Annotated in this window: 15 protein-coding genes, 3 tRNA genes and 1 other annotated feature; of the genes, 6 read left to right on the top strand and 12 right to left on the bottom strand. The window is 36.5% G+C overall.

What is annotated here, in order from left to right:
* Positions 1 to 106 precede the first annotated feature (106 nt).
* The 4 genes from dnaN to P7J58_RS06410 all read right to left on the bottom strand — a co-directional run bounded on the left by dnaN (position 107) and on the right by P7J58_RS06410 (position 4,976).
* A complete protein-coding gene (gene dnaN / locus P7J58_RS06425; RefSeq protein ID WP_099833037.1) occupies positions 107 to 1,243 on the bottom strand; it encodes a DNA polymerase III subunit beta in 1,137 nt (378 codons plus the stop codon).
* Between the two features lie 153 nt (positions 1,244 to 1,396).
* A complete protein-coding gene (dnaA, locus tag P7J58_RS06420) occupies positions 1,397 to 2,770 on the bottom strand; it encodes a chromosomal replication initiator protein DnaA (protein WP_024376047.1) in 1,374 nt (457 codons plus the stop codon).
* A gap of 202 nt (positions 2,771 to 2,972) precedes the next feature.
* A complete protein-coding gene (locus tag P7J58_RS06415) occupies positions 2,973 to 3,737 on the bottom strand; it encodes a ParB/RepB/Spo0J family partition protein (RefSeq protein WP_099833035.1) in 765 nt (254 codons plus the stop codon).
* Between the two features lie 60 nt (positions 3,738 to 3,797).
* Positions 3,798 to 4,976 (bottom strand): S1C family serine protease, encoded by a 1,179-nt coding sequence (locus P7J58_RS06410; protein WP_180273318.1) that lies wholly within the window; start codon positions 4,974 to 4,976, stop codon positions 3,798 to 3,800.
* Positions 4,977 to 5,167: 191 nt separating this feature from the next.
* Between P7J58_RS06410 and rlmH the strand changes: the two genes are divergently transcribed.
* On the top strand, positions 5,168 to 5,647 hold the full coding sequence (gene rlmH / locus P7J58_RS06405; RefSeq protein WP_023371894.1) for a 23S rRNA (pseudouridine(1915)-N(3))-methyltransferase RlmH: 480 nt from the start codon (positions 5,168 to 5,170) through the stop codon (positions 5,645 to 5,647).
* Positions 5,648 to 5,671: 24 nt separating this feature from the next.
* On the top strand, positions 5,672 to 6,355 hold the full coding sequence (locus P7J58_RS06400; protein ID WP_029171250.1) for a YoaK family protein: 684 nt from the start codon (positions 5,672 to 5,674) through the stop codon (positions 6,353 to 6,355).
* On the opposite strand, the gene P7J58_RS06395 is transcribed toward P7J58_RS06400, so the two are convergent.
* Positions 6,353 to 6,426, bottom strand: a tRNA-Arg gene (locus tag P7J58_RS06395). The genes P7J58_RS06400 and P7J58_RS06395 overlap by 3 nt on opposite strands.
* 112 nt (positions 6,427 to 6,538) lie before the next feature.
* Here P7J58_RS06395 and P7J58_RS06390 point away from each other — a divergent pair.
* A tRNA-Glu gene (locus P7J58_RS06390) sits at positions 6,539 to 6,610 on the top strand.
* 5 nt (positions 6,611 to 6,615) lie between these two features.
* A tRNA-Asn gene (locus tag P7J58_RS06385) sits at positions 6,616 to 6,688 on the top strand.
* Positions 6,689 to 6,860: 172 nt separating this feature from the next.
* Here the strand turns inward: P7J58_RS06385 and P7J58_RS06380 are convergent.
* From P7J58_RS06380 to P7J58_RS06365, 4 genes are all read right to left on the bottom strand, one after another.
* The gene (locus tag P7J58_RS06380) at positions 6,861 to 7,982 is read right to left on the bottom strand and encodes a site-specific integrase (protein ID WP_014638877.1); all 1,122 of its coding nucleotides are present in this window, start codon (positions 7,980 to 7,982) and stop codon (positions 6,861 to 6,863) included.
* 62 nt (positions 7,983 to 8,044) lie between these two features.
* The gene (locus tag P7J58_RS06375; RefSeq protein WP_408555908.1) at positions 8,045 to 8,383 is read right to left on the bottom strand and encodes a DUF771 domain-containing protein; all 339 of its coding nucleotides are present in this window, start codon (positions 8,381 to 8,383) and stop codon (positions 8,045 to 8,047) included.
* A 62-nt stretch (positions 8,384 to 8,445) separates the two neighbouring features.
* The gene (locus P7J58_RS06370; protein WP_408555907.1) at positions 8,446 to 9,690 is read right to left on the bottom strand and encodes a replication initiation factor domain-containing protein; all 1,245 of its coding nucleotides are present in this window, start codon (positions 9,688 to 9,690) and stop codon (positions 8,446 to 8,448) included.
* A gap of 451 nt (positions 9,691 to 10,141) precedes the next feature.
* On the bottom strand, positions 10,142 to 10,477 hold the full coding sequence (locus P7J58_RS06365) for a helix-turn-helix domain-containing protein (RefSeq protein WP_014638870.1): 336 nt from the start codon (positions 10,475 to 10,477) through the stop codon (positions 10,142 to 10,144).
* A gap of 145 nt (positions 10,478 to 10,622) precedes the next feature.
* On the opposite strand from P7J58_RS06365, the gene P7J58_RS06360 reads away from it, so the two are divergent.
* Positions 10,623 to 13,337, top strand: a complete 2,715-nt coding sequence (locus tag P7J58_RS06360) for an SEC10/PgrA surface exclusion domain-containing protein (RefSeq protein WP_408555906.1) — start codon at positions 10,623 to 10,625, stop codon at positions 13,335 to 13,337.
* 408 nt (positions 13,338 to 13,745) lie between these two features.
* Here P7J58_RS06360 and P7J58_RS06355 read toward each other — a convergent pair whose 3' ends face one another.
* The 3 genes from P7J58_RS06355 to P7J58_RS06345 all read right to left on the bottom strand — a co-directional run bounded on the left by P7J58_RS06355 (position 13,746) and on the right by P7J58_RS06345 (position 18,921).
* Positions 13,746 to 16,325 (bottom strand): YfhO family protein, encoded by a 2,580-nt coding sequence (locus P7J58_RS06355; protein ID WP_408555905.1) that lies wholly within the window; start codon positions 16,323 to 16,325, stop codon positions 13,746 to 13,748.
* A 36-nt stretch (positions 16,326 to 16,361) separates the two neighbouring features.
* Entirely contained in the window at positions 16,362 to 17,984 is a 1,623-nt protein-coding gene (locus tag P7J58_RS06350) for an ABC-F family ATP-binding cassette domain-containing protein (RefSeq protein WP_408555904.1), read from the bottom strand.
* A gap of 64 nt (positions 17,985 to 18,048) precedes the next feature.
* On the bottom strand, positions 18,049 to 18,921 hold the full coding sequence (locus tag P7J58_RS06345; RefSeq protein WP_275601109.1) for a YitT family protein: 873 nt from the start codon (positions 18,919 to 18,921) through the stop codon (positions 18,049 to 18,051).
* 101 nt (positions 18,922 to 19,022) lie between these two features.
* Positions 19,023 to 19,229: a binding site (T-box leader), on the top strand.
* A gap of 46 nt (positions 19,230 to 19,275) precedes the next feature.
* Here P7J58_RS06345 and trpS point away from each other — a divergent pair.
* On the top strand, positions 19,276 to 20,301 hold the full coding sequence (trpS, locus tag P7J58_RS06340) for a tryptophan--tRNA ligase (protein ID WP_408555903.1): 1,026 nt from the start codon (positions 19,276 to 19,278) through the stop codon (positions 20,299 to 20,301).
* Positions 20,302 to 20,375: the final 74 nt, after the last annotated feature.

The following is a 20,375-nucleotide window of genomic DNA, read 5'->3' as shown; positions in this document are numbered from 1 at the left end:
TTTTCTTATATTATACTCCTAAATACGAAGAAAAGCCCTTAGAAAATCAATTCTAAGGACTTTGTCTTCAGTCTGAAACGGCTAGTTTAGCCGTTCTTAATATTATTTAGTTGGTACGAACTGGTGTAACCAATTGAATAAAATCTTCCCCTTCATTATTTGGAATCAATGTAAATGGACGGACAGAAGAGATAAAGCTAATTTTCACTTGTTCACTAGTTGTGGCTTTCAATGCTTCTATCAAGTAAGTTGGGTTAAAGCTGATTACTAAGTCTTCACCTGATACTTCTACAGTATCTAATTCCTCATTCACACGTCCAACTTCTGGAGAATTTACATGGGCCGATACAACATTATTAGCAATTTCTAGTTTTACTGTACCATTTTGGGTTGCATTTGAAAGAAGACGAGCACGCTCCATCGAGTGACGAAGATTTGCAGTATCAAAAATTGCAGTTGTTTTAAACTCAGTTGGAATTAAGCGGTCTGTATCAGGGTAGGTACCTTCTAATAAGCGTGTATAGAAGCTAATATGCTCGCTTCTAAAAAGGATTTGATTATTTGAAAAGAAGACTTCCACTGTTTCAATATCATCTGTAAAAACTGCAGTAAATTCACGGAGAGAACGACTTGGAATGACAACATTAAAATCATCACCAGATGTATCAAGGACCAATTTCCGTTGGCTCATACGGTGTGAATCTGTTGCAACAGTTTTTAGATTTTTATTTTCTGTTAAAACAAAATGAACACCCGTAAGAATAGGACGACTTTCTTGTGTAGAAGCTGCAAATGCTGTTTCATTAATTGTTTGTTTTAATACTTTGGTTTCTAACACCAATGGTTTTGAAGTTGGAACTTCCTGTAAACGAGGATACTGTTCTGCTTCTTTTCCCTTTAATGTGATTTCAGACTTGCCACTTGTCAAAACGATTTGCTTTTGTTCAATTTCATTGAAGTCAAGGACTAAATCCGGCATACTGGATACGACATTAATAAAGAAACCAGCTTCTAAGAGAATGGAACCTGGAGAACTGATCAAAAGTCCTGCATTTTCATCTTGAATAGAAATAAAATGTTCAATCGAGATTTGTCCATTTGAACCAGTTAAAGTAATCCCTTCACTATTTACTGTAATTTTTACTGTTGAAAGAATTGGAATAGCATTTTTTGTACTGATTGCCCGTTTAGTAATACTAAGTGCTTGTAGAAATATATTTTTATTAATAGAAAATTGAATCATGGATTCTCCTTTATTTATTATCTATAAGGTTAATAGTAATAGTAGTCTCTGTGGATTCTGTGGAAAAGTGATGAAAGACCAATAAAACTGCGGAAATTAACTTGTTCACAACTTGTGGAAAAAAACAAAGTTTTTTAAAAAGTTATACACAGGTTAACGAAGTTTATTTTTTATACTGGTAATCTCTATTTCTAAATTCTCATCATCCAAGAGGAGAGTTTTTATTTTATTGTATGCATGCATAACGGTTGTATGGTCTCGATTACCAAATTCTTTCCCAATTTTTGGAAGGGAATTGTCTGTCATTTCACGTGCTAAAAACATAGCAACTTGTCGCGCGTGAACGATATGTTGAACACGCTTAGAACCTTTTAATTCTTTCAAGCTGACACCGTAGAAATTTCCCACTTCGGTTTGGATTTTCTCAATAGGAATAACCATATTTTGTGGATTTGTTTGTTTTCTTGATCGAATAGCCTCAGCAGCAACCTCGACACTTATCTCAGACAGTTGACGCATAGTGGCTATCAAATGGATATCTTTTAAGGCACCTTCAAGGTCACGTACGTTCGAATCAAATTGCCCAGCTAGATAGGATAGCGTCTCATTTGTAAAGTTGTAAGGCAGGTTCTCGCACTTGTTACGTAAAATTGCGATACGTGTTTCAAAATCAGGTGGAGTGATTTCACTGGTTAACCCCCATTTGAAACGTGTTACTAGTCTTTCTTCCAAATTGTCTAAGTGATCGGGATTACGGTCGCTTGTGAGTACAATCTGCTTATTTTTTTCATGAAGCGCATTAAAAGTATGGAAAAATTCTTCCTGTGTTGTTGCTTTATTACGGAGAGACTGAATGTCATCAATTAGAAGTAAGTCCAGATTGCGATAGGTTTTTTTGAAACTTTCCATATCATTGAGACGGAGGTGTTCTAAAAATTCATTGATGAATGTTTCCGATGAGACATATTTTATTCTTGCCTGGGGATTATCGGCTAGAACCTTATTTCCAATCGCATTTAAAATATGAGTTTTTCCAAGACCAGGACCACCAAAAATGAATAATGGATTGTAGAGCTCACCTAGGTTATCAGATACAGCTAAAGCTGCAGCCTTTGCCCAGTGATTATTGTCTCCTTGTACAAAATTAGCAAAGGTGTACTGGGATTTTATATCAGAATGAACCGGTTTAAAAGTTTCTTGAGGAGTAGCTGATTCAGGTGTCTGTACCTGGTGAACCACTGAACTTCTTGCGTTCGTAGTGTTCTTAATCTCCTGTTCATCCTCTGTAAATTGATATTGGATGGCAAGAGGCTCTCCGTAGATTTCAAAACTAGCGGCAATCATTAACTCTTCGAAGTTTTTTTCCCAGAAATCTTTTTTAAATGGACGATTTAAGAAAATGTTGGCAACTTGCTGGTTGATTCCGAGTAATTTTGCATCAGCGACATAAAAATCATAAATAGATGGCTTAAAATTTACTTTTGCCAATTCAATAAATCGTTGCCAAAAAAGTTGTTCTTGGTTCATATTTTCCCCCTTTCACATTATATTCGTTAGAATAGTGTACCATAAAAAAAAAAAGTTTTCCACAGATAATTTTAAAAATCCACACTGTTAAGAAAAGTTTTCCACAAAATGTGAATAAAAGTCAGAACCTTTGCTGGTCCTGACTTTTTGTAATGATTTTAGTGTGGAAAAGAGTGTTTATAAAAATAAATTGTAAACAAGTCTATTTTAAATTGTTGATAATTCTTTCGAATTCATCGAGGTCATTAAAGCTAATTCGAATTTCTCCGCTCCCGTTTTTCTTCTTGAGAATTTTTGTAGCTGTTCCAAGAGTTTTACTGAGTGAATCTTCCTGTTCTTTTAAAAATTGGTCGCGTTGTTTAAGCTTAGTGTGTTTTTTCTTATTTGCAGCTATTAATTTTTCAAGCGTACGCACACTTAAATCTTTTGATAAAATGAGTTGAACCCATTCGGCTTGCTTTTCTTCTGAAAATGACACCAATTGTCGCGCGTGCCCTTGTGAAATTTTTCCTTCTTCTACAGCTTGTTTAGTCTGAGATGATAGATTTAGTAGGCGCAATAAATTACTGATATATGGTCTTGATTTTCCCATGATTTGAGCAACTTCATCATGTGTTAACCCTCTACTAATCAATTTTTGATAAGAGGCTGCTTCTTCTATCGGATTTAAGTTAGAACGCTGCAGATTCTCTATGATAGCCTGATAGAGTAAATCATCATCAGTCAGTTCTTTTACCACTGCTGGTATTGTAGTCAGTCCAGCTAATTGACTAGCTCGCAACCTTCTTTCTCCAGCTAATAATTCGTATCCGATAATAGAAGATTTTCTTACAATAATCGGTTGAATTAAGCCATTTTCCTTAATGGATTGAGCGAGCTCAAGTAGCTCCTTTTCATCAAAATGAATTCTTGGCTGATAGGGATTGGGATGGATTTCTGAAATATTTAGTGTACGTAATTCTTCCATATATCCTTATTCTAGCAAAAAAAATGAGACTTTACAATTGTGTAAAGTCTTATTTGTCAATTATTCGCTAAGTTCTTCTGTAGAATGTGTCAACTTAATGTCAACAGTTTGTTTCTGATTGTTGCGGTAATAAGTTACAGTGATTGTATCTCCAATTTGATGTTTGTAGAGAGCGCTCTGGAGGTCACTCTTATTTTGAATAGCTTCTCCGTCAATCTCAGTAATAACATCAAAAGTTTCTAATTTTCCATCTGCAGGTAGCCCACTTTGTGTAGAGACAATTACGACACCGGATGTTAATTCCGTATTTGATAATCCAGCTTTTTCCAATTGACTAGTTGACAAGGTCGTCAAGTTAACCATATGAACTCCAAGAGCAGGTCGGCTAACTTTTCCATCTTTTTCAAGTTGATTGATAATAGCTACGGCATCATTTGCAGGAATAGCAAATCCCATCCCTTCCACAGCCACACCTGAGCTACTTACAGAACTTGAGGTGATTTTGCTAGAGGTGATACCAATAACTTGTCCTTGGATATTAATCAACGGTCCTCCAGAGTTTCCTGGGTTGATAGCTGTATCGGTTTGAATAGCATTGGTTGAGATTGTTTGTCCGTCTTCTGATTGTGAAGTAACTGTCCGACTTAGGCTGGAAATAATACCTTGAGTAACTGTATTGGCGTAGACACTACCTAGAGGACTACCAATTGCGATAGCAGTTTCTCCAACTTTAATTGTATCGGAATCAGCAAATTCAGCAACAGCAGTGACTTTATCTGCTGATATTTTTATAACAGCTATATCAGAATAGGTATCGGAACCAACGAGTTCACCGCTGATTTTTTCTCCAGATGCTAAAAGAATATCAATCTTTTCTGCGTTATTAATAACATGCGTATTTGTCACAATATAGGCATATTGACCATCTTTTTTGTAGATAACACCAGATCCCTCTCCAGCAACGGCTAGTTCGTCAGATGATTCAATATTTCCAAAGATAGCACCAAGACTATTGTTGGCTGACTTTTGGTAATTAATAACAGACACAACAGCATTTTGTACTTTCTCTACAGCTTTTGTGGTGGAAGTTTCATTATTGTATTGAACATTGCTGACACTAGTGATAGTAGAATTTGCTTGTTGAACCTGTGGTTGGAAGAAAGATGCTGATAAGGCCCCGATAAGACCTCCAAAAAATCCAATTACAAATAAAATCGCAAATTTCAAATATTTTTTCATATAAAGAATCCTTTCTATTTCTTTAATTTTCCTTAAGATTACTCTTGCTTTCTTAATTATAGCTTAAAGTTTTCAAAAATCAATCCACAACCTGTGGATAACTCTGTGAATTATGTGAAAAACTGTAGCCATATCCTGATTTTCTAAAAATATTTTCTGTCGTACGCTTGTGGATATGTTACAATTATTTTATGAAAATAAAATTGATTACCGTTGGAAAATTGAAAGAAAAGTACCTCAAAGAAGGTATTGCAGAATATAGTAAACGATTGGGACGATTTGCTAAGTTGGATATGATTGAGCTTCCTGATGAAAAAACACCAGATAAAGCCAGTCAGGCAGAGAATGAACAAATATTAAAAAAAGAAGCCGATAGAATTATGTCTAAAATTGGAGAGCGAGATTTTGTCATTGCCTTAGCGATAGAAGGCAAACAATTTCCATCGGAAGAATTTAGTCAAAAGATATCTGACATTGCAGTAAATGGGTATTCAGATATAACTTTTATCATCGGTGGTAGTTTGGGTCTCGATTCTTGTATTAAAAAAAGAGCTAATTTGTTGATGAGTTTTGGACAGTTGACACTTCCCCATCAACTAATGAAATTAGTTCTCATCGAGCAGATTTATCGTGCATTTATGATTCAGCAGGGAAGCCCATATCATAAGTAGTTTCACGTGAAACAAGGAGTGAAAATGAATCAAAAAGATTATCGTGTTTTTGAGGGATTGAGAATTGCTTGTTCATTAACGTTTATCAGTGGTTATTTAAATGCCTTTACTTTTGTGACTCAGGGTGGTCGCTTTGCTGGTGTACAATCTGGAAATGTTATTTCCCTAGCTTATTTTTTAGCTAAAGGTGACTTTGCGCAGGTAGTTAATTTTTCCATTCCCATTTTATTTTTTGTATTCGGACAATTTTTTACCTACTTAGCAAGAAGGTATTTTGAAAAACAAACATGGTCTTGGCACTTTGGTAGTAGTGTAATGATGTTAGTTCTTATTTTACTAACTATCATTCTCTCACCTATTATGCCTGCGTCTTTTACAATTGCTAGTCTAGCCTTCGTAGCCTCTATTCAAGTAGAAACATTTAGAAGGTTACGAGGTGCTCCGTATGCCAATGTGATGATGACAGGGAATGTCAAAAATGCTGCTTACCTCTGGTTTAAAGGAGTTATTGAAAAAGATTCAGAACTTAGAAAAACAGGTAGAAACATCTTATTGACCATTATAGGGTTTATGCTAGGTGTCATTATATCTACTCACCTATCCTTCCAATTTGAAGAATATGCCCTTATTGGTCTGATTTTGCCAGTTTTATATATTAATTATGAATTATGGCAAGAAAAAAGACCTACTCGAGGTAGGTCTAAATGATTCCAGCAGGATTCGAACCTGCGACCGTTCGCTTAGAAGGCGAATGCTCTATCCAGCTGAGCTATGGAACCTTAACCATTTTATTTTACATTAAACAAAGCACTCTGTCAATACAATAAAAAATCAAAAAAATGTATTGACAAACAAAGTCACATGTATTATACTAGTTATTGTTCTAAAAATGGTCCGTTGGTCAAGGGGTTAAGACACCGCCTTTTCACGGCGGTAACACGGGTTCGAATCCCGTACGGACTATTTCTTCCGCCATAGCTCAGTTGGTAGAGCGCATGACTGTTAATCATGATGTCACAGGTTCGAGCCCTGTTGGCGGAGTAGATAAAGCATAGGAAACCTTGAGAAATCAAGGTTTTTTGTTGTTTTGGTCAAAAGTTGGTCAATGAATTTAGAACTATCTCAGCTTTTACTGCATATTGGATAAGAATGAAAAAATCGTGAAAAAGCGACATGAATAATCATACAATAGGAAAATTTGGTCAAAAAATGGTCAAGTGTTTGCTGACATGATTTTTCTAATTTTTTCAGTTTCTTCTTCCTCTTTTTCCTTAATAAGATGAGAGTAAGTTTCTATAATTTGCTTTGTATCTTTGTGACCTACGATTTTCGAAAGTGTCCAAATATCAATTCCTTCAGCCAGTAAAATACTGATATAGGTATGACGAATACCAGTAGCTGTTAGGACTTTTGGAGTTATATTTAATTGATGAAGCAGTTCACTGAGACAAGTATTGACAGTTTTATTTGAAGGTACACCATAAATTGGATTAACAAATAGAAGATTATTTGGATTATCGAAATCAATTGTATCTTGCTCTTTTAGCAATTTATCGAGTACTTCTATTACAGTATCATCAATAGGAATATTTCGTACAGATGTTTTTGTTTTAGGGTCTGTAAACTCATTTTTCGCTGAATCGTATCGCCTATAAGTTACAATCTCTTTGCTTTTCCAAAGTATGCAATCCCAAGTTAAGCCTAACACCTCTCCAAATCTCATACCAGTCTTTAACTGTATGTAAAGAAGATAGTAAACTAAGTTGTCAGTATAGTTTACATTATTGTAAAGATAATTAACTAATTTTTTATAATCTGCTTTACTATGAATATACTTATCTTCTTTTGATTTTGCTGGTTCTAATCCAGTTATCTTTACACCTATTGTAAAGTCATGGAAATCAAGTCGGTCTTGCTTAGCAAATTCTAGAACTTTCTTAACTTCAGAATTTAAACGAGCAACATTATCACGACCATTAGTTTTGGCAAATTGATTGATAAAGAGTTGATAGCGACTAGCCTTTATATTTACTAAAGGCATATTTCCGAAAAACTCTTCAATTAGTTTGCCACGTTTTATGTGTTTGTTGAGTGTCGCCTGTTTTTTATTTAAAGGCACGATATGTAGCTCATACCACTTTTTCCAAAGTTCATGTAAACTAATTTGTCTATCAATGTTAGCCCCTTTTAGAAGTCTAAGTTCAATCTCAATTGCTTCAAGTTCAGCTTCTTTTTTAGTTCTAAATCCAGAATTTGAAGCTATTACTTTTCCTTTATCATCAAAGATTCTATAGTCCCATAATTTTTTCTTACCTCTTTGTCTATAGGATGCCATATAGTTACCTCACTTTCATAAAAAGCAGATAACCAAGGGTTGTCTTGGTTATCATAGCATAATTATTTGAAAATTTCTAGAAAATTCTGTTCGAAAAATTCACGTGTTTTAGTAGCTAAAAAGAAATATCGACCTCCTCGATTCTGAGGATATTTTACAAATCCGTTTGGGTTTTGTTCAATATCAATTTGTTTGCGAATAATCGGCTTATATAGGACATTTTCAAGTAGCCATGGACGAGATACAGAGAGCATTTCTAGGACATCATTCATAGTCATATACTGACCTGCTACAGCACTTTTCTTCAGTCTTTCATATTCATCTTTATCTACAATAATCTTCGAATCAGGAAGCTTAATAGTGATATTTGCTAAGTCAATAGTAAATTTATTTATTTCCATGACTTTATCTCCCTTCTAAATTATGAGATAATAGACTAGGGATAAGCCTAGTCTTATCTCAGTTAATCGGCAACATCATTCTTATTGTTCTTGGCGGAATTTTTAGGGTTGATGTTGTTTTTTTGATAAAAAATTTGAAAAGCATCTTCAAGTAAATCTTTAAAATTAAGATTAGAGAGTTTGTCACCAAACTTAGATAACCATATTCCTACATCTGTGTTTGGGGTGTAGTTGGCCTCATACTCTTGAATTAGTCTGATGATGAAGTGGTTACGTGCTTCTGTTCCCCATATTGTTTCTATTTTCCATAGAAGTGGATAGAAGCCACTACCTTTCATTAAATATAATATTGTTGCCATCAGGTCATTATTCCTTGAAGATAATGATTCTAGTGCTGGAAAGTCTCCCATATTTTTCATTAAATCACTTGTTACATCAAGAGCTTCTCCATTAGTTGATTCGTAGAAGCAATACTTATCAAGTATTTTATTGACAATTAGCTTGCTCAAGTCTTCAGAGCTTTCTAATGTTAGTAGCAGAGCTAGGATTTGATTACTATAAGTTCCTTTATAGGAAGCCTCCATACGAATCCAAGAATCACAGAATTTTGTGAGGTGCATATACCGTCCTTGATTATCTAATTGCTCCTGGTACTTATTATAGATACGAAGTAAAGCGTTAATATTCTTTTTCTTGCTACCAATATAAACAGTTTGAGCATATCCATTTACCTCTTGAGCACTAATTTTTGATATATTTTTACGTCCCTTGTTATTGGTAATGATGTATTGCTTTGTTTTCAAACCTTGGTAGAGGTCATTGACAGTTAACTTATAGTTAAAATAGTCAACGGCAAAGTCAATACGTGAAAGACGTAATTCATAGTAATCCTCGTCCAGTAATTGCGCCATGTTGTGGACGTCAATTGATTTACTGTTTAAGTCTTGATAACTAGATTTATATTGCGACAATGCAGATGCACTGAACTTTAATATAATACCCGTTGTAAAGTTAGTCTGATGCCAAGCAATTGCAAAATAGTAAGGCAAGTCTTGAAAGGTGAATCCATCTGTATAGCCTGCTGGAGGTGTTTTTAATGGAATATAATTTCCAAAAAGAATAGGCAGAGATAGTTTATTAGCTATTATCTCAGATAGCGTTGAAGCAATTTGATGCCAATTATCTGGATAATCACCGACTGTATCTTCTGTGGGTTTGATAACAAATGTTATTTCGTCAACGCTTGTCATAATAACTGTTTTTCGTTCATTGTTATTATTAAGAATTACTTCAATTTCGTGTGTCATAAATTATCCTCTCTCCGCCCAAGTACGAAAAGTTAACTAGGCGGTAGATTTTGTTTTAGTTAACTACATGGTAAAAGTGGACTATATCTAGTGATAAGGGGTAATTACTATGGGACGGGGGTCTTTACATATCCCCGTTAGCCAGCTAAAGCTGGCGAGGCTGTAAGCCAATCCTTCGCTTGAAGGCTACGGGGCAACAGCCTCATCAAATTAAAAATAACGGTCTGAACGTCGCACAACTTCCAGAATTAAATTTTCTAGCGGTTGCATGTTATAACTAGGTACTATGATGTGACGGCTCTCTTTTCCATCGATTTTCATATATCCTACCCCTCGGGAATTATTTCTTATGATGTTCTCTTTTTCATCGTAGAAAAGCATAGAGATGGTTTCTTTCGACTAATTACATAGATTAGAGCATGTAAAAAGCCAAGTCATTTTTCGACTTGGCTTATTTTTCAACTTCTTCTATTAAATTTATCATAAGTTTTAAGAGTCGCTCTTGTTTATCTTTAGGGAGCTCAGCAAGCAGGGACAGTAATTGATTGGTCAGAGGGTTGTTTTCTTTTAGCGAGATATCAAAAAATGTTTCTACATCTGTATCAAGAGCAGACATGATTTTTTCAAGTGTTTGGATTTTTATGTTTGGTTCTAAGTTTTCGAGTTTATAGGCGTATTTTAAAGGGAGGTCGGCATACTCCTCTAGTTGTTGCTGGGTCATGTTTTTTTGGATTCTGAGAATACGAATCCGTTTACCGATATATGCCCTTAAATTTGTTGTTTTCATGTTGATACCTCTTTTAGAACCTATACTACTGTATTTAATATCTTTAAAGAACTACTCCAAAAGCGAATATTTTTGTAAAATAGCTTTTAAATGCTATAAAATATGGTATAATATCTTTAAAAAGCTATTTAGGAGTTTATATATTATGCTTAAATCTGATATTCATGGTCACGGTACCATTAAGAAATTGCGTACTGGTGCGGTTGTGTCTGTATTGACTACTTCGATGCTAGTAGGTGGGGTAGTGAGTGCCGAGGAGGTTGTTACTCGTGCTGAGTCTACTTCGGTTGAGGTGGTTGCTGAGTCTGGTGCAAGTGAAGAGGTTGTTGAAACCAAGGTAACTGATGCCCAGGTATCTGAAGCCAAGGCTGAAGCAGACCAAGCTAACCAAGCAGTTACAGAACAAGAAGCAGTTGTAGGTGGTTTGGAAGAAACTATTGCTACAGGTGAATCTAAGGTTTCTGATTTGAATACTCAAATTGAAGAAGCTAACAAGGTTACACCTGAGGTAGTAGCAGATGCTAAAACTGATGCCGATGCTAAGTCTGATGCGTTGGCTACAGCTAATGAAACTGTAGAGACTGCTAAAAATTCTGCAAATGCAACAGCAGAAGCGGTAACTGTTCAAGAGGGTGTTGTATCTGATGCTGATGCTAATGCTCAAAAAACTGCAAGTGCGGTTGCTGATGCTGAGAAGAAGGTAGCAGACCTTTCAGGTACTACAGATACAACTCAACTTCAGAAAGATGTAGATACTCTTACTGAAAATGTTGCTAAAGACACTACTGACTTAGCAGAAGCTAAACAGGCTCTTGAGTCTGCACAGTTGGCTGAAACCGACAAAGCACAAGCTATCGCAACACAAGGAGGGGTAGTAGCGTCTAAGGAAGCTGATGTTGACTCAACTGCAAGTGCTTTGGCAAATGCAACTAAAGCTAAGTCAAATGCTGATAAAGAAGTATCTACTGCTAAATCAGCTCTAGATACTGTCAAGGCGGGTACTACTGTAACGACAGGTACTACAGAAACATCTTATTTTAAGGATTCTGTGGGATATGCTCCAGAGTTGTCTGATGATTATCTTAATGCAATTAAGGCTCTTTATGAGGGAACAGGTACTACTTCAGGTGTACGTTCTGCCATTAACTCGGCTTATACTTCTGAAGAGACAGGTGTTTCTGCAACTACACTCCGTAATTACAATTCAACAGGTACTCGTTTTGTAGAGGGTGAGTTCGTACCTTATGGCTCAGAGGATACAGATTCTACTGTAATCGTGGACTTTAACAATCTTACTACTGAACAAAGTAAGGAACTTTCTCTTTATGCAGCAACTATTATTAACGATTTGCGTGCTAAGTTGGGAACTTCAAAGCTTGCCGTTACAGATACTTCTGTTGCTTTAGCAGTAGCTTTGATGCAAAAAGAACAGTATTTCTATACTGTAAATACTTGGAATGGTGAGAAAAATACCACCACTTACACTAAACCGCTCTCAGAGAATTTAGCATCTTCTGAAACAGAGATTGGCGTAACTGGTGGAACTTCTACAGCAGTTCAAGGCAAGCTAATTCCTACTTTTTCTTCTGTAGATGTGAATAATCTCACTATGGGGGACTTGAAGTTACTGGTGTATCAAGGTATCGTAAATTCTTTGATGGGTTCTTCAGAGTCTACAACCTCCTCTACAACTTATGCTAGTGCTTTCTCTATTCTAGGTTTAGACGGTACTCAAAACGTTGCTCTGGGGGTAGATTTGGCTCATGAGTATGCTCAGGGCAAGCCTAATAGTTTCTTTACAACATTTGTATTTACCCCTGTTGCTACTAATACTACAACTAAAACAGTAGTAGATGAATCAGCAGTCGCAGCAGCTCAATCGGCTTATGATACTGCTTTGGCTAATGCCCAAACAGCAAATGTAGCTTACCAAACTGCAAACACTGCATATATTAATGCACAACAAGCCCTTGCAGATGCTCAAAAACAACTTTCTGACTTGAAGTCAGGTACAGTAGATATTCATGCTCTTGAACAAGCAGTAAAAGATGCTGAAACTCAACTTGAAAAAGACCAGGCGTCCTTGCAGTCTGCTAAAGAAACTCTTGCCGTAGCTAAGGCTAGTGCTATTGACAAAGCTAATGCCCTTTCTAAAGCTAAGGCTGAACTGGTAGAGGCTCGCTCAGCAGATGAAAAAGCTCAAAGGGTACTTACACAAGAAAAAGAAACTCTGGAAGTGCTTAAGAAGGCTGACCAGGTTGCACAACTTGCTCTTACTGATGCTATTGCTAAACAAAGCACAGCTAAATCTAACTCTGAAAAAGCTACTGCTAAATACAATGAACTTGCTAAAGCTTTGGTTGACAAGGGGGCAGTTCTTACAGTCTTGAATGCTAAGCTTACTGAAGCTAATCAAGCCCTTGCAGTTGCTCGTGCAGAGTATGAGACTGCTAAGGAGTTACTTGCAACCCTTAAAGCTAATGCAACTGAGAAAACTGCTCGCTACGAGGAGTTGGCTAACCTGAAGGCGGAACAAGACCGTGCTGAGGCTGAGGCTAAACGCTTGGCTGAGTTGAAGGCTAAGGCTGAAGCTATCAACAATGCAGGGGGTATTGCAACTCCAGTTGTTGATGAGGTTGGTAGGATTGTTGATTATGTGGATGGGAAAAAGGCAACTGCAAAAGTTATTAAACAGCCTGGCATAACACAAGTGGGCAATAACATTACTTATTCACGGGTTGAGAAGTATAAATCCCTACCACAAACAGGTTCAAAAGAATCATTGCTTGGTTTACTTGGAGCAAGTATGTTATTAGGTCTTGGCTTAAGCACGACAGGCAAACGTAGAAAAACAAGATAAAAAGAAAAATCTTCTTACTTGATTGTAGGAAGATTTTTTGGATTCCAAAAAATTTCGGAAAGACTGCGCTATTCCAACAATTTTTAGGAATGTTAATAGATTTTGAAAATTTTTAGTCACTCCGAAACGCTTCTTTGTCAAAACTTGGTCAGAGTGTATTTTTATAAAAATTCTGTATAATTCAGAAAAAAACTTAAATATTTTGGAAAAAATCATTTGGTCAAAATTTGGTCAAATTCCCGCTTTTTATTACTCCCTAGATAAGTAACAAACCCTTGATTATCGCTATTTTTGTTATATATTTTAACTTATTTTAACGTATAATTATCTGTTGGCGGAGTAGATAAAGCATAGGAAACCTTGAGAAATCAAGGTTTTTTGTTTTTTACAAGAAAAAACCGAGAAAGTTTAGGATTCTCGGTTCTTAGAATAATAGTATCTAATGAATTGATAGGAGAAAAATACAAAAACTGCACCCAAAGAAATCAGTAAACCTAGATAGAAACCATTTGGTATAAAGGTTAAAACTAGTTTAGTTTGATCTGGACTTACATCCACTTTCATAAAACCCTCTTGCGCTTTTTGGATTTTGATAGGTTTACCATCAATGGTTGCATTCCATCCTTTATCATAGGGTAAAGTAAGGAGGAGCGAGGCTTCTTTATCGGTTACAAAATCAACGGTTACTTTATTACCATCAGTTTTTGTTACTACTTGTTTTTCTTGGAGAATGGAAATAGCCTGTTGGAAAGCTAATAAGTCCAATCGATAAAATTGTGGTTTATCAAAAGAAACTTGATTATTTTCAGGAAAATATACATCGACTTGAACTTGTACATCTGTAGTAAAGCTCCCCACATTGAAGAAAGAGAAAGCATTATCTAGTGTAAACTCACTTGACTGATTATTGACAGTAATGACAACCTTTTTTTGATTCTCATTTGAGAATGTTAAATTTGGCAAATTTAAGTATACTTGGCTATTTGCAGGTATATTTACTAAGAAAGTTGCCTTTGCAGTATCCTCATTGTCAACTTTGTTGACAGTCATTCGATTGCTCAGTTCAACTGTATTTTGTGAAACAACATCTGATAAAGTGTGGTAGTATTTTTGAGATAACCCTGTTAGTTGATTAAGAAAATTTGTTTGATTATCGAGAGTCAGATTTGTAAAATTGACATCTTTGTAAATCCCTTCAGTCAATAGGGCTAACCCTATATTAAAACTATTTTCGTAAAGATTAATAGTAGACTGACTCTGATTCAGTGTGAAACCAAACTTATTTGGGTCCGTAGTAGCTAAATTATATTTGATTCCGAATAGGCTATCAGCAATAATTGTATTATTCTGATAACGAAGATTCAAATTGGTACCGTCTGAACGGAAACCGAGCTTATCTAGTACTGAGCTGGAAGCACGATTTCGAATGGAGGAGAATTGAGAAATACCGTTGTAATTGAATTTCATGCTATCATTGCCAGTTTGTGGTAATAGACGTTCTATACGATAAAATGAATCAGTTGTAGTCTTTGTAGACTTTACAATACTGTCAATATCTGTCAATTTTTCTTCATAGTTTGATCGGCTAGGAAAATGCCATTCATCAGAAATCCCCTGAACCTGATAATGACTATGTAATCCAAGTTCTAAGAAAGTGAAGAACAATAAAACAATATTAGTCCATTTTAAGGATGATTTATAGCGAATCATTGCTACAAAAAGAATGAAGTAGGCTATTAGAAATTCTAGTGTGAGTAGGAAATTTACATCCATTAGAAACTCATAATGATCTCTAAAAATAAAGGTAGAAGCAAAGCAAATGAGTAAAAATGAAACAATCAGGGTAAAATTTTTAATACTTACTTGACGTAGTCGTACCAATGTCTCTGCTGCTAAATAGATAACGGTTATTGATAGAGCCCATGCATAACGATAGAGGAACATGTTTGGCGCATGCATACCTTGCCAAAAAAGATTGAGTGGTTGTAGGTAGAAACTTGAAATAATGAATGTAAAGAATAGAGCATAGGAGAGTTTGACAGTTGGTTTTATTTCTTTTAATGTGAAGAATAGTAAAGCGAGTATTAATGGAACGAGACCAACAGAGATCATGGGAATAGAACCGAATTTTGTTGTATCAAAGCTACCAACTAAGTTTTTTGCAAAGAAGTCCAGATACCAAGAGTCTTCGGTTTTTAGGTTGACAATTTTTGTAAATGTCTCACCGTGAGTTTTTAAATCCAAGTAGGTTGGTAACAACATGAACATGCTACTTAGAGCAGATAAAATTGACACTATTGTAAAGTTGATAAATCTTTTGATTCTCTGACTATCTATCCATGATAATTGAACCAATGTCCATAATGTTAGAAAAATAGCCACCATATACCCGAAGTAATAGTTTTGGATAAACAAGCATGTTAATGTTATGTAGTAGAGAATCGGACCCTGTTTTTTTAATAATCGATGTAATCCAAGAAGAATTAGTGGGAGGAGTATAAAAACGTCTAGCCAGTTGTTTATTTCTAATTGACTTGTACTAAAACTCATCAGAGAAAAACTAGTAGCGAGTAACAGTGCCCATTCTTCTTTCAAATTTTTATGGATACCCTTTAGGCTGACATAAGTTGACAACCCAGTCAATCCAAATTTGACAATAGTGACAAGATAGATAGCGTCAGGCATGGATTGTAAATCAAAGAAAAATACAATTGGAGACAGGAATGAACCTAGGTAATAGGAGGATAGAGCATAAAAATTGAGTCCTAAACCACTTGAAAATGTGTAAAAGAGAGAGCCGTCTCCGTGTAAAGTATTTCGTAATGTTTGATTAAAAATAACATACTGATGGAAGCCATCACTGGCCAATATTGTTGTATCACTTCCCCACCAGATTCCTTGAAATGCTAAGACGATAGAAATAATGGTCAGCGGAATAAGGAAAGATAGGAGATAATAAATGGATGTTTTTGTAAATATTTTTTTCATAGATTTAAAAGAAAAGGCGAATAAATCGCCTTTTTATTATGCTTTCCAAAGTTCTTGTACTTTTACTTGTACTTCAGCATTTTCCAAAAATTCATCGTAAGTTTCATCGATTCGATCGATAACACCGTTTTTAGAAATGACGATGATGTGGTTAGCAAGTGTTTGGATAAATTCGTGGTCATGGCTGGCAAAGATGATGGACTCTTTAAAAGCTTTCAAACCATCGTTCAGACTGGAAATAGATTCCAAATCCAAGTGGTTGGTTGGATCATCTAAGACCAAGACATTTGATTTGAGAAGCATGAGTTTTGACAGCATCACGCGCACCTTTTCGCCCCCTGATAAGACGTTGACAGGTTTGTTAACCTCATCACCTGAGAAGAGCATACGGCCCAAGAAACCGCGCAAGAAGGTATTGTCATCTTCTTCCTTGCTGGCAAATTGACGGAGCCAATCAAGGATAGATTCGTTGGTATCAAAATCACGAGTAGTGTCTTTTGGTAAGTAGGATTGACTAGTAGTGACACCCCACTTGACAGTACCTTCATATTCAATATCGCCCATAAGAGCACGAATGAGAGCAGTTGTTTGGATGTCGTTTTGACCAATAAGAGCAGTCTTGTCACCTGGACGCAGGATAAAGCTGATATTGTCAAGAATCGTTTCACCATCGATGACAACTTTTAAGTTTTCAACTGTTAGGAGGTCATTACCGATTTCACGTTCTGATTTGAAATTGATAAATGGGTACTTACGGCTAGAAGGAATAATTTCCTCCAACTCGATTTTGTCCAACATTTTCTTACGTGAAGTAGCTTGCTTAGACTTAGAAGCATTAGCAGAGAAACGGGCAACGAATTCTTGTAATTCCTTGATTTTTTCTTCTGCTTTGGCATTACGGTCAGCTTGTAGTTTAGCTGCTAATTCACTGGATTGTTTCCAGAAGTCATAGTTACCAACGAAAATCTTGATTTTACCGAAGTCTAGGTCGGCCATATGGGTACATACTTTGTTTAAGAAGTGGCGGTCGTGGGACACGACGATAACTGTATTTTCAAAGTCAATCAAGAAATCTTCGAGCCAGTTGATGGATTGGATGTCGAGACCGTTGGTTGGCTCGTCCAAAAGAAGAACATCTGGTTTACCAAAAAGTGCCTTAGCCAAGAGAACCTTAACCTTCTCACCGTTGGTCAATTCGCTCATGTTTTGGTAGTGGAGGTCTTCTGAAATGTTGAGGTTTTGGAGCAATTGAGAAGCTTCACTTTCAGCTTCCCAGCCACCAAGTTCAGCAAACTCACCTTCTAATTCAGCAGCACGGACACCATCTTCATCAGAAAAATCTTCCTTCATGTAAATAGCATCTTTTTCTTTCATGATGCTGTAAAGTTGCTCGTTCCCCATGATAACAACGTCAATCACGCGCTCATCTTCATAGTCGAAATGGTTCTGACGTAGCACAGAAAGGCGTTCGTCTGGTCCAAGTGAAATATGACCTGTTGATGGCTCGATGTCACCAGCAAGAATTTTCAAAAATGTAGATTTACCGGCTCCGTTTGCACCAATCAAACCGTAGGTATTTCCTGCTGTAAATTTGATATTGACATCGTCAAATAATTTGCGGTCGCTAAAGCGAAGCGACACGTCTGATACTGTAAGCATAGTTTCTCCTCTATTTCTGTCTATTAGTTTTATTGTACTAGAAAGAACTTGAATTTTCAATGAATTACATTGGAATCAAAATATCTTCATCATAATGTTTATGGTCTTTTTGAAGACTGAAGCCACGTCCACGCACCTGACTCGCAGGCATAACAACCATAAAGGCAGTTTCATCAATTTCTAATACCGCTGTCTCCAGTTTCTGCATTTCTGGAATAGAGATGGTAGTCATCAACATGCGCTTGTCAACCCCTGTAAAGCCACCGATAATTGGAAGTTCTGTCACACCGCGATCAGCAACTTTAGTAATATAGTCTTTAATTTCTTCTGATTTTTGAGAAATAATCATGACATTTCGAGAAGATTGGGTACCAGACATCATGCGGTTGACAATATAAGTAATGGTCATTAGGGCAATAATCGAGTACATAACAGTATCAGTATCGAAGGCAATAAATCCAAGACCAACGATAATACCATCAATAATAGCCATTGTCAGACCTAATGATAAAGGGGTGTACTTGTGAATAAATTGAATAAGAATACCTGTCCCACCAGTAGAAGAATTTCCAAGGAAAACAAGACCAAGTCCAAAACCTAGGATAATTCCACCGAAAATAGCAGCTAGGAGAGGATTTTCTGTCAAGTTGGGTAAACCTGCTGTCAACTTGATGCAAAGAGGATAAATGACAGCACCATAGACAGTTTTGATAAATACAGATTTTCCTAAGAAAAACCAACAGATGATTAATAAAGGGATGTTACAGTAGAGGACAAAGTCAGACGGACTCCACCCCAGAAGAGCATTGAGTGCGATTGCTAAACCTCCGACACCACCAGATACGATATTATTCTCTAGAAAAAAACTGTTAAATCCAATGGCCATGACAACTGATCCGAGTGTGACAGAGATAAAGTCCTTTATACGTTCTTTCATATATTCTCCTTGGTTAGTGTTATAAAAGCAATTTCTATTATCCCTAATTTAGACAGTATCGTCAAGGCTTTGTCAGCTTGACTTTCTAATTTTTTGCGGTTATAATAGGAATCAATCAGAAGAGTAGTAAGTGGATAATTTTTAGAGAGTTTGTGGTTGGTGGAAACAAACAAGAGTCGCTTATGAATGGACTGAGTGAATAGAATCTGAATAAATAAGGATTCGGCTAGCAGGCCTTATGTGCAAAAAGATGTAAGCTTATTTAATGCTTATAAGTGAGGTGGCACCGTGTCCTTGACGCCCTCGCACAGTTTTCTGTGCGTGGGCTTTTATTATGTAAAAGGAGAACATTTTATGAGTAAACCGATTATCCTAACAGGAGACCGTCCAACAGGCAAATTACATATTGGACATTATGTTGGTTCGTTGAAAAATCGTGTTTTATTACAGGATGCAGGTCAACATGAACTTTTTGTCTTTTTAGCAGACCAGCAAGCCCTGACAGACCATGCTAAAGACCCGCAGAAAATTGTTGAATCCGTTGGAAACGTAGCACTAGATTATCTAGCGGCTGGACTTGATCCAGCTAAGACAACGATTTTCATCCAGAGTCAAATTCCTGAATTGGCAGAGTTGACCATGTACTATATGAACTTGGTATCTGTTGCACGTCTAGAACGCAATCCGACTGTAAAAACCGAGATTGCTCAGAAGGGATTTGGCGAAGGAATTCCAGCTGGTTTCTTGGTTTATCCTGTTTCTCAAGCGGCAGATATTACAGCCTTCAAGGCAAACTTTGTTCCAGTAGGAAATGACCAGAAACCTATGATTGAGCAGACTCGTGAAATCGTTCGTAGTTTTAACCATGCTTACCAGACGGACATTTTGGTGGAGCCGGAGGGCATTTATCCTGAAAATGAGGCAGCTGGTCGCTTGCCAGGTTTGGACGGCAATGCCAAGATGTCTAAGTCACTTGGAAATGGTATTTATCTGGCAGATGACATGGATACGCTCAAGAAGAAAGTCATGTCCATGTACACTGATCCCAACCACATCCGTGTTGAAGACCCAGGTAAGATTGAAGGAAACATGGTTTTCCACTATCTTGACGTCTTTGGGCGCGAAGAAGATAAGGCTGAGATTGAGGCTATGAAGGAGCACTATCAACGTGGTGGTTTGGGCGATGTGAAGACCAAACGTTATTTGCTGGACATTTTAGAGAGAGAATTAGGACCAATCCGTGAACGCCGTCTGGAGTTTGCACAGGATATGGGACAGGTCTATGCTATGCTTGAAGAAGGAAGTCGCAAGGCTCGTCAGGTTGCCGCCACTACCCTTGATCAAGTAAAGGATGCCATGGGAATCAACTACTTTAAATAAGGTTAACAATAAAAGAGCAATGTTGAAAAAATGTTGCTTTTTTCATTTAAATCACAGCGAAGTAAAAAACAAAC

Source organism: Streptococcus suis, from assembly GCF_046032535.1.
In the GTDB taxonomy this organism is placed as follows: domain Bacteria; phylum Bacillota; class Bacilli; order Lactobacillales; family Streptococcaceae; genus Streptococcus; species Streptococcus suis_AK.
The sequence above is the reverse complement of the archived record's forward strand: the minus strand, read 5'-3'. Positions and strand labels throughout refer to the sequence as shown.

Excerpts from the sequence above, each read along its gene's own strand:
- dnaN (WP_099833037.1), bottom strand. The coding sequence starts at position 1,243 with ATGATTCAATTTTCTATTAATAAAAATATATTTCTACAAGCACTTAGT.
- dnaA (WP_024376047.1), bottom strand. The coding sequence starts at position 2,770 with ATGAACCAAGAACAACTTTTTTGGCAACGATTTATTGAATTGGCAAAA.
- P7J58_RS06415 (WP_099833035.1), bottom strand. The coding sequence starts at position 3,737 with ATGGAAGAATTACGTACACTAAATATTTCAGAAATCCATCCCAATCCC.
- P7J58_RS06410 (WP_180273318.1), bottom strand. The coding sequence starts at position 4,976 with ATGAAAAAATATTTGAAATTTGCGATTTTATTTGTAATTGGATTTTTT.
- rlmH (WP_023371894.1), top strand. The coding sequence starts at position 5,168 with ATGAAAATAAAATTGATTACCGTTGGAAAATTGAAAGAAAAGTACCTC.
- P7J58_RS06400 (WP_029171250.1), top strand. The coding sequence starts at position 5,672 with ATGAATCAAAAAGATTATCGTGTTTTTGAGGGATTGAGAATTGCTTGT.
- P7J58_RS06380 (WP_014638877.1), bottom strand. The coding sequence starts at position 7,982 with ATGGCATCCTATAGACAAAGAGGTAAGAAAAAATTATGGGACTATAGA.
- P7J58_RS06375 (WP_408555908.1), bottom strand. The coding sequence starts at position 8,383 with ATGGAAATAAATAAATTTACTATTGACTTAGCAAATATCACTATTAAG.
- P7J58_RS06370 (WP_408555907.1), bottom strand. The coding sequence starts at position 9,690 with ATGACACACGAAATTGAAGTAATTCTTAATAATAACAATGAACGAAAA.
- P7J58_RS06365 (WP_014638870.1), bottom strand. The coding sequence starts at position 10,477 with ATGAAAACAACAAATTTAAGGGCATATATCGGTAAACGGATTCGTATT.
- P7J58_RS06360 (WP_408555906.1), top strand. The coding sequence starts at position 10,623 with ATGCTTAAATCTGATATTCATGGTCACGGTACCATTAAGAAATTGCGT.
- P7J58_RS06355 (WP_408555905.1), bottom strand. The coding sequence starts at position 16,325 with ATGAAAAAAATATTTACAAAAACATCCATTTATTATCTCCTATCTTTC.
- P7J58_RS06350 (WP_408555904.1), bottom strand. The coding sequence starts at position 17,984 with ATGCTTACAGTATCAGACGTGTCGCTTCGCTTTAGCGACCGCAAATTA.
- P7J58_RS06345 (WP_275601109.1), bottom strand. The coding sequence starts at position 18,921 with ATGAAAGAACGTATAAAGGACTTTATCTCTGTCACACTCGGATCAGTT.
- trpS (WP_408555903.1), top strand. The coding sequence starts at position 19,276 with ATGAGTAAACCGATTATCCTAACAGGAGACCGTCCAACAGGCAAATTA.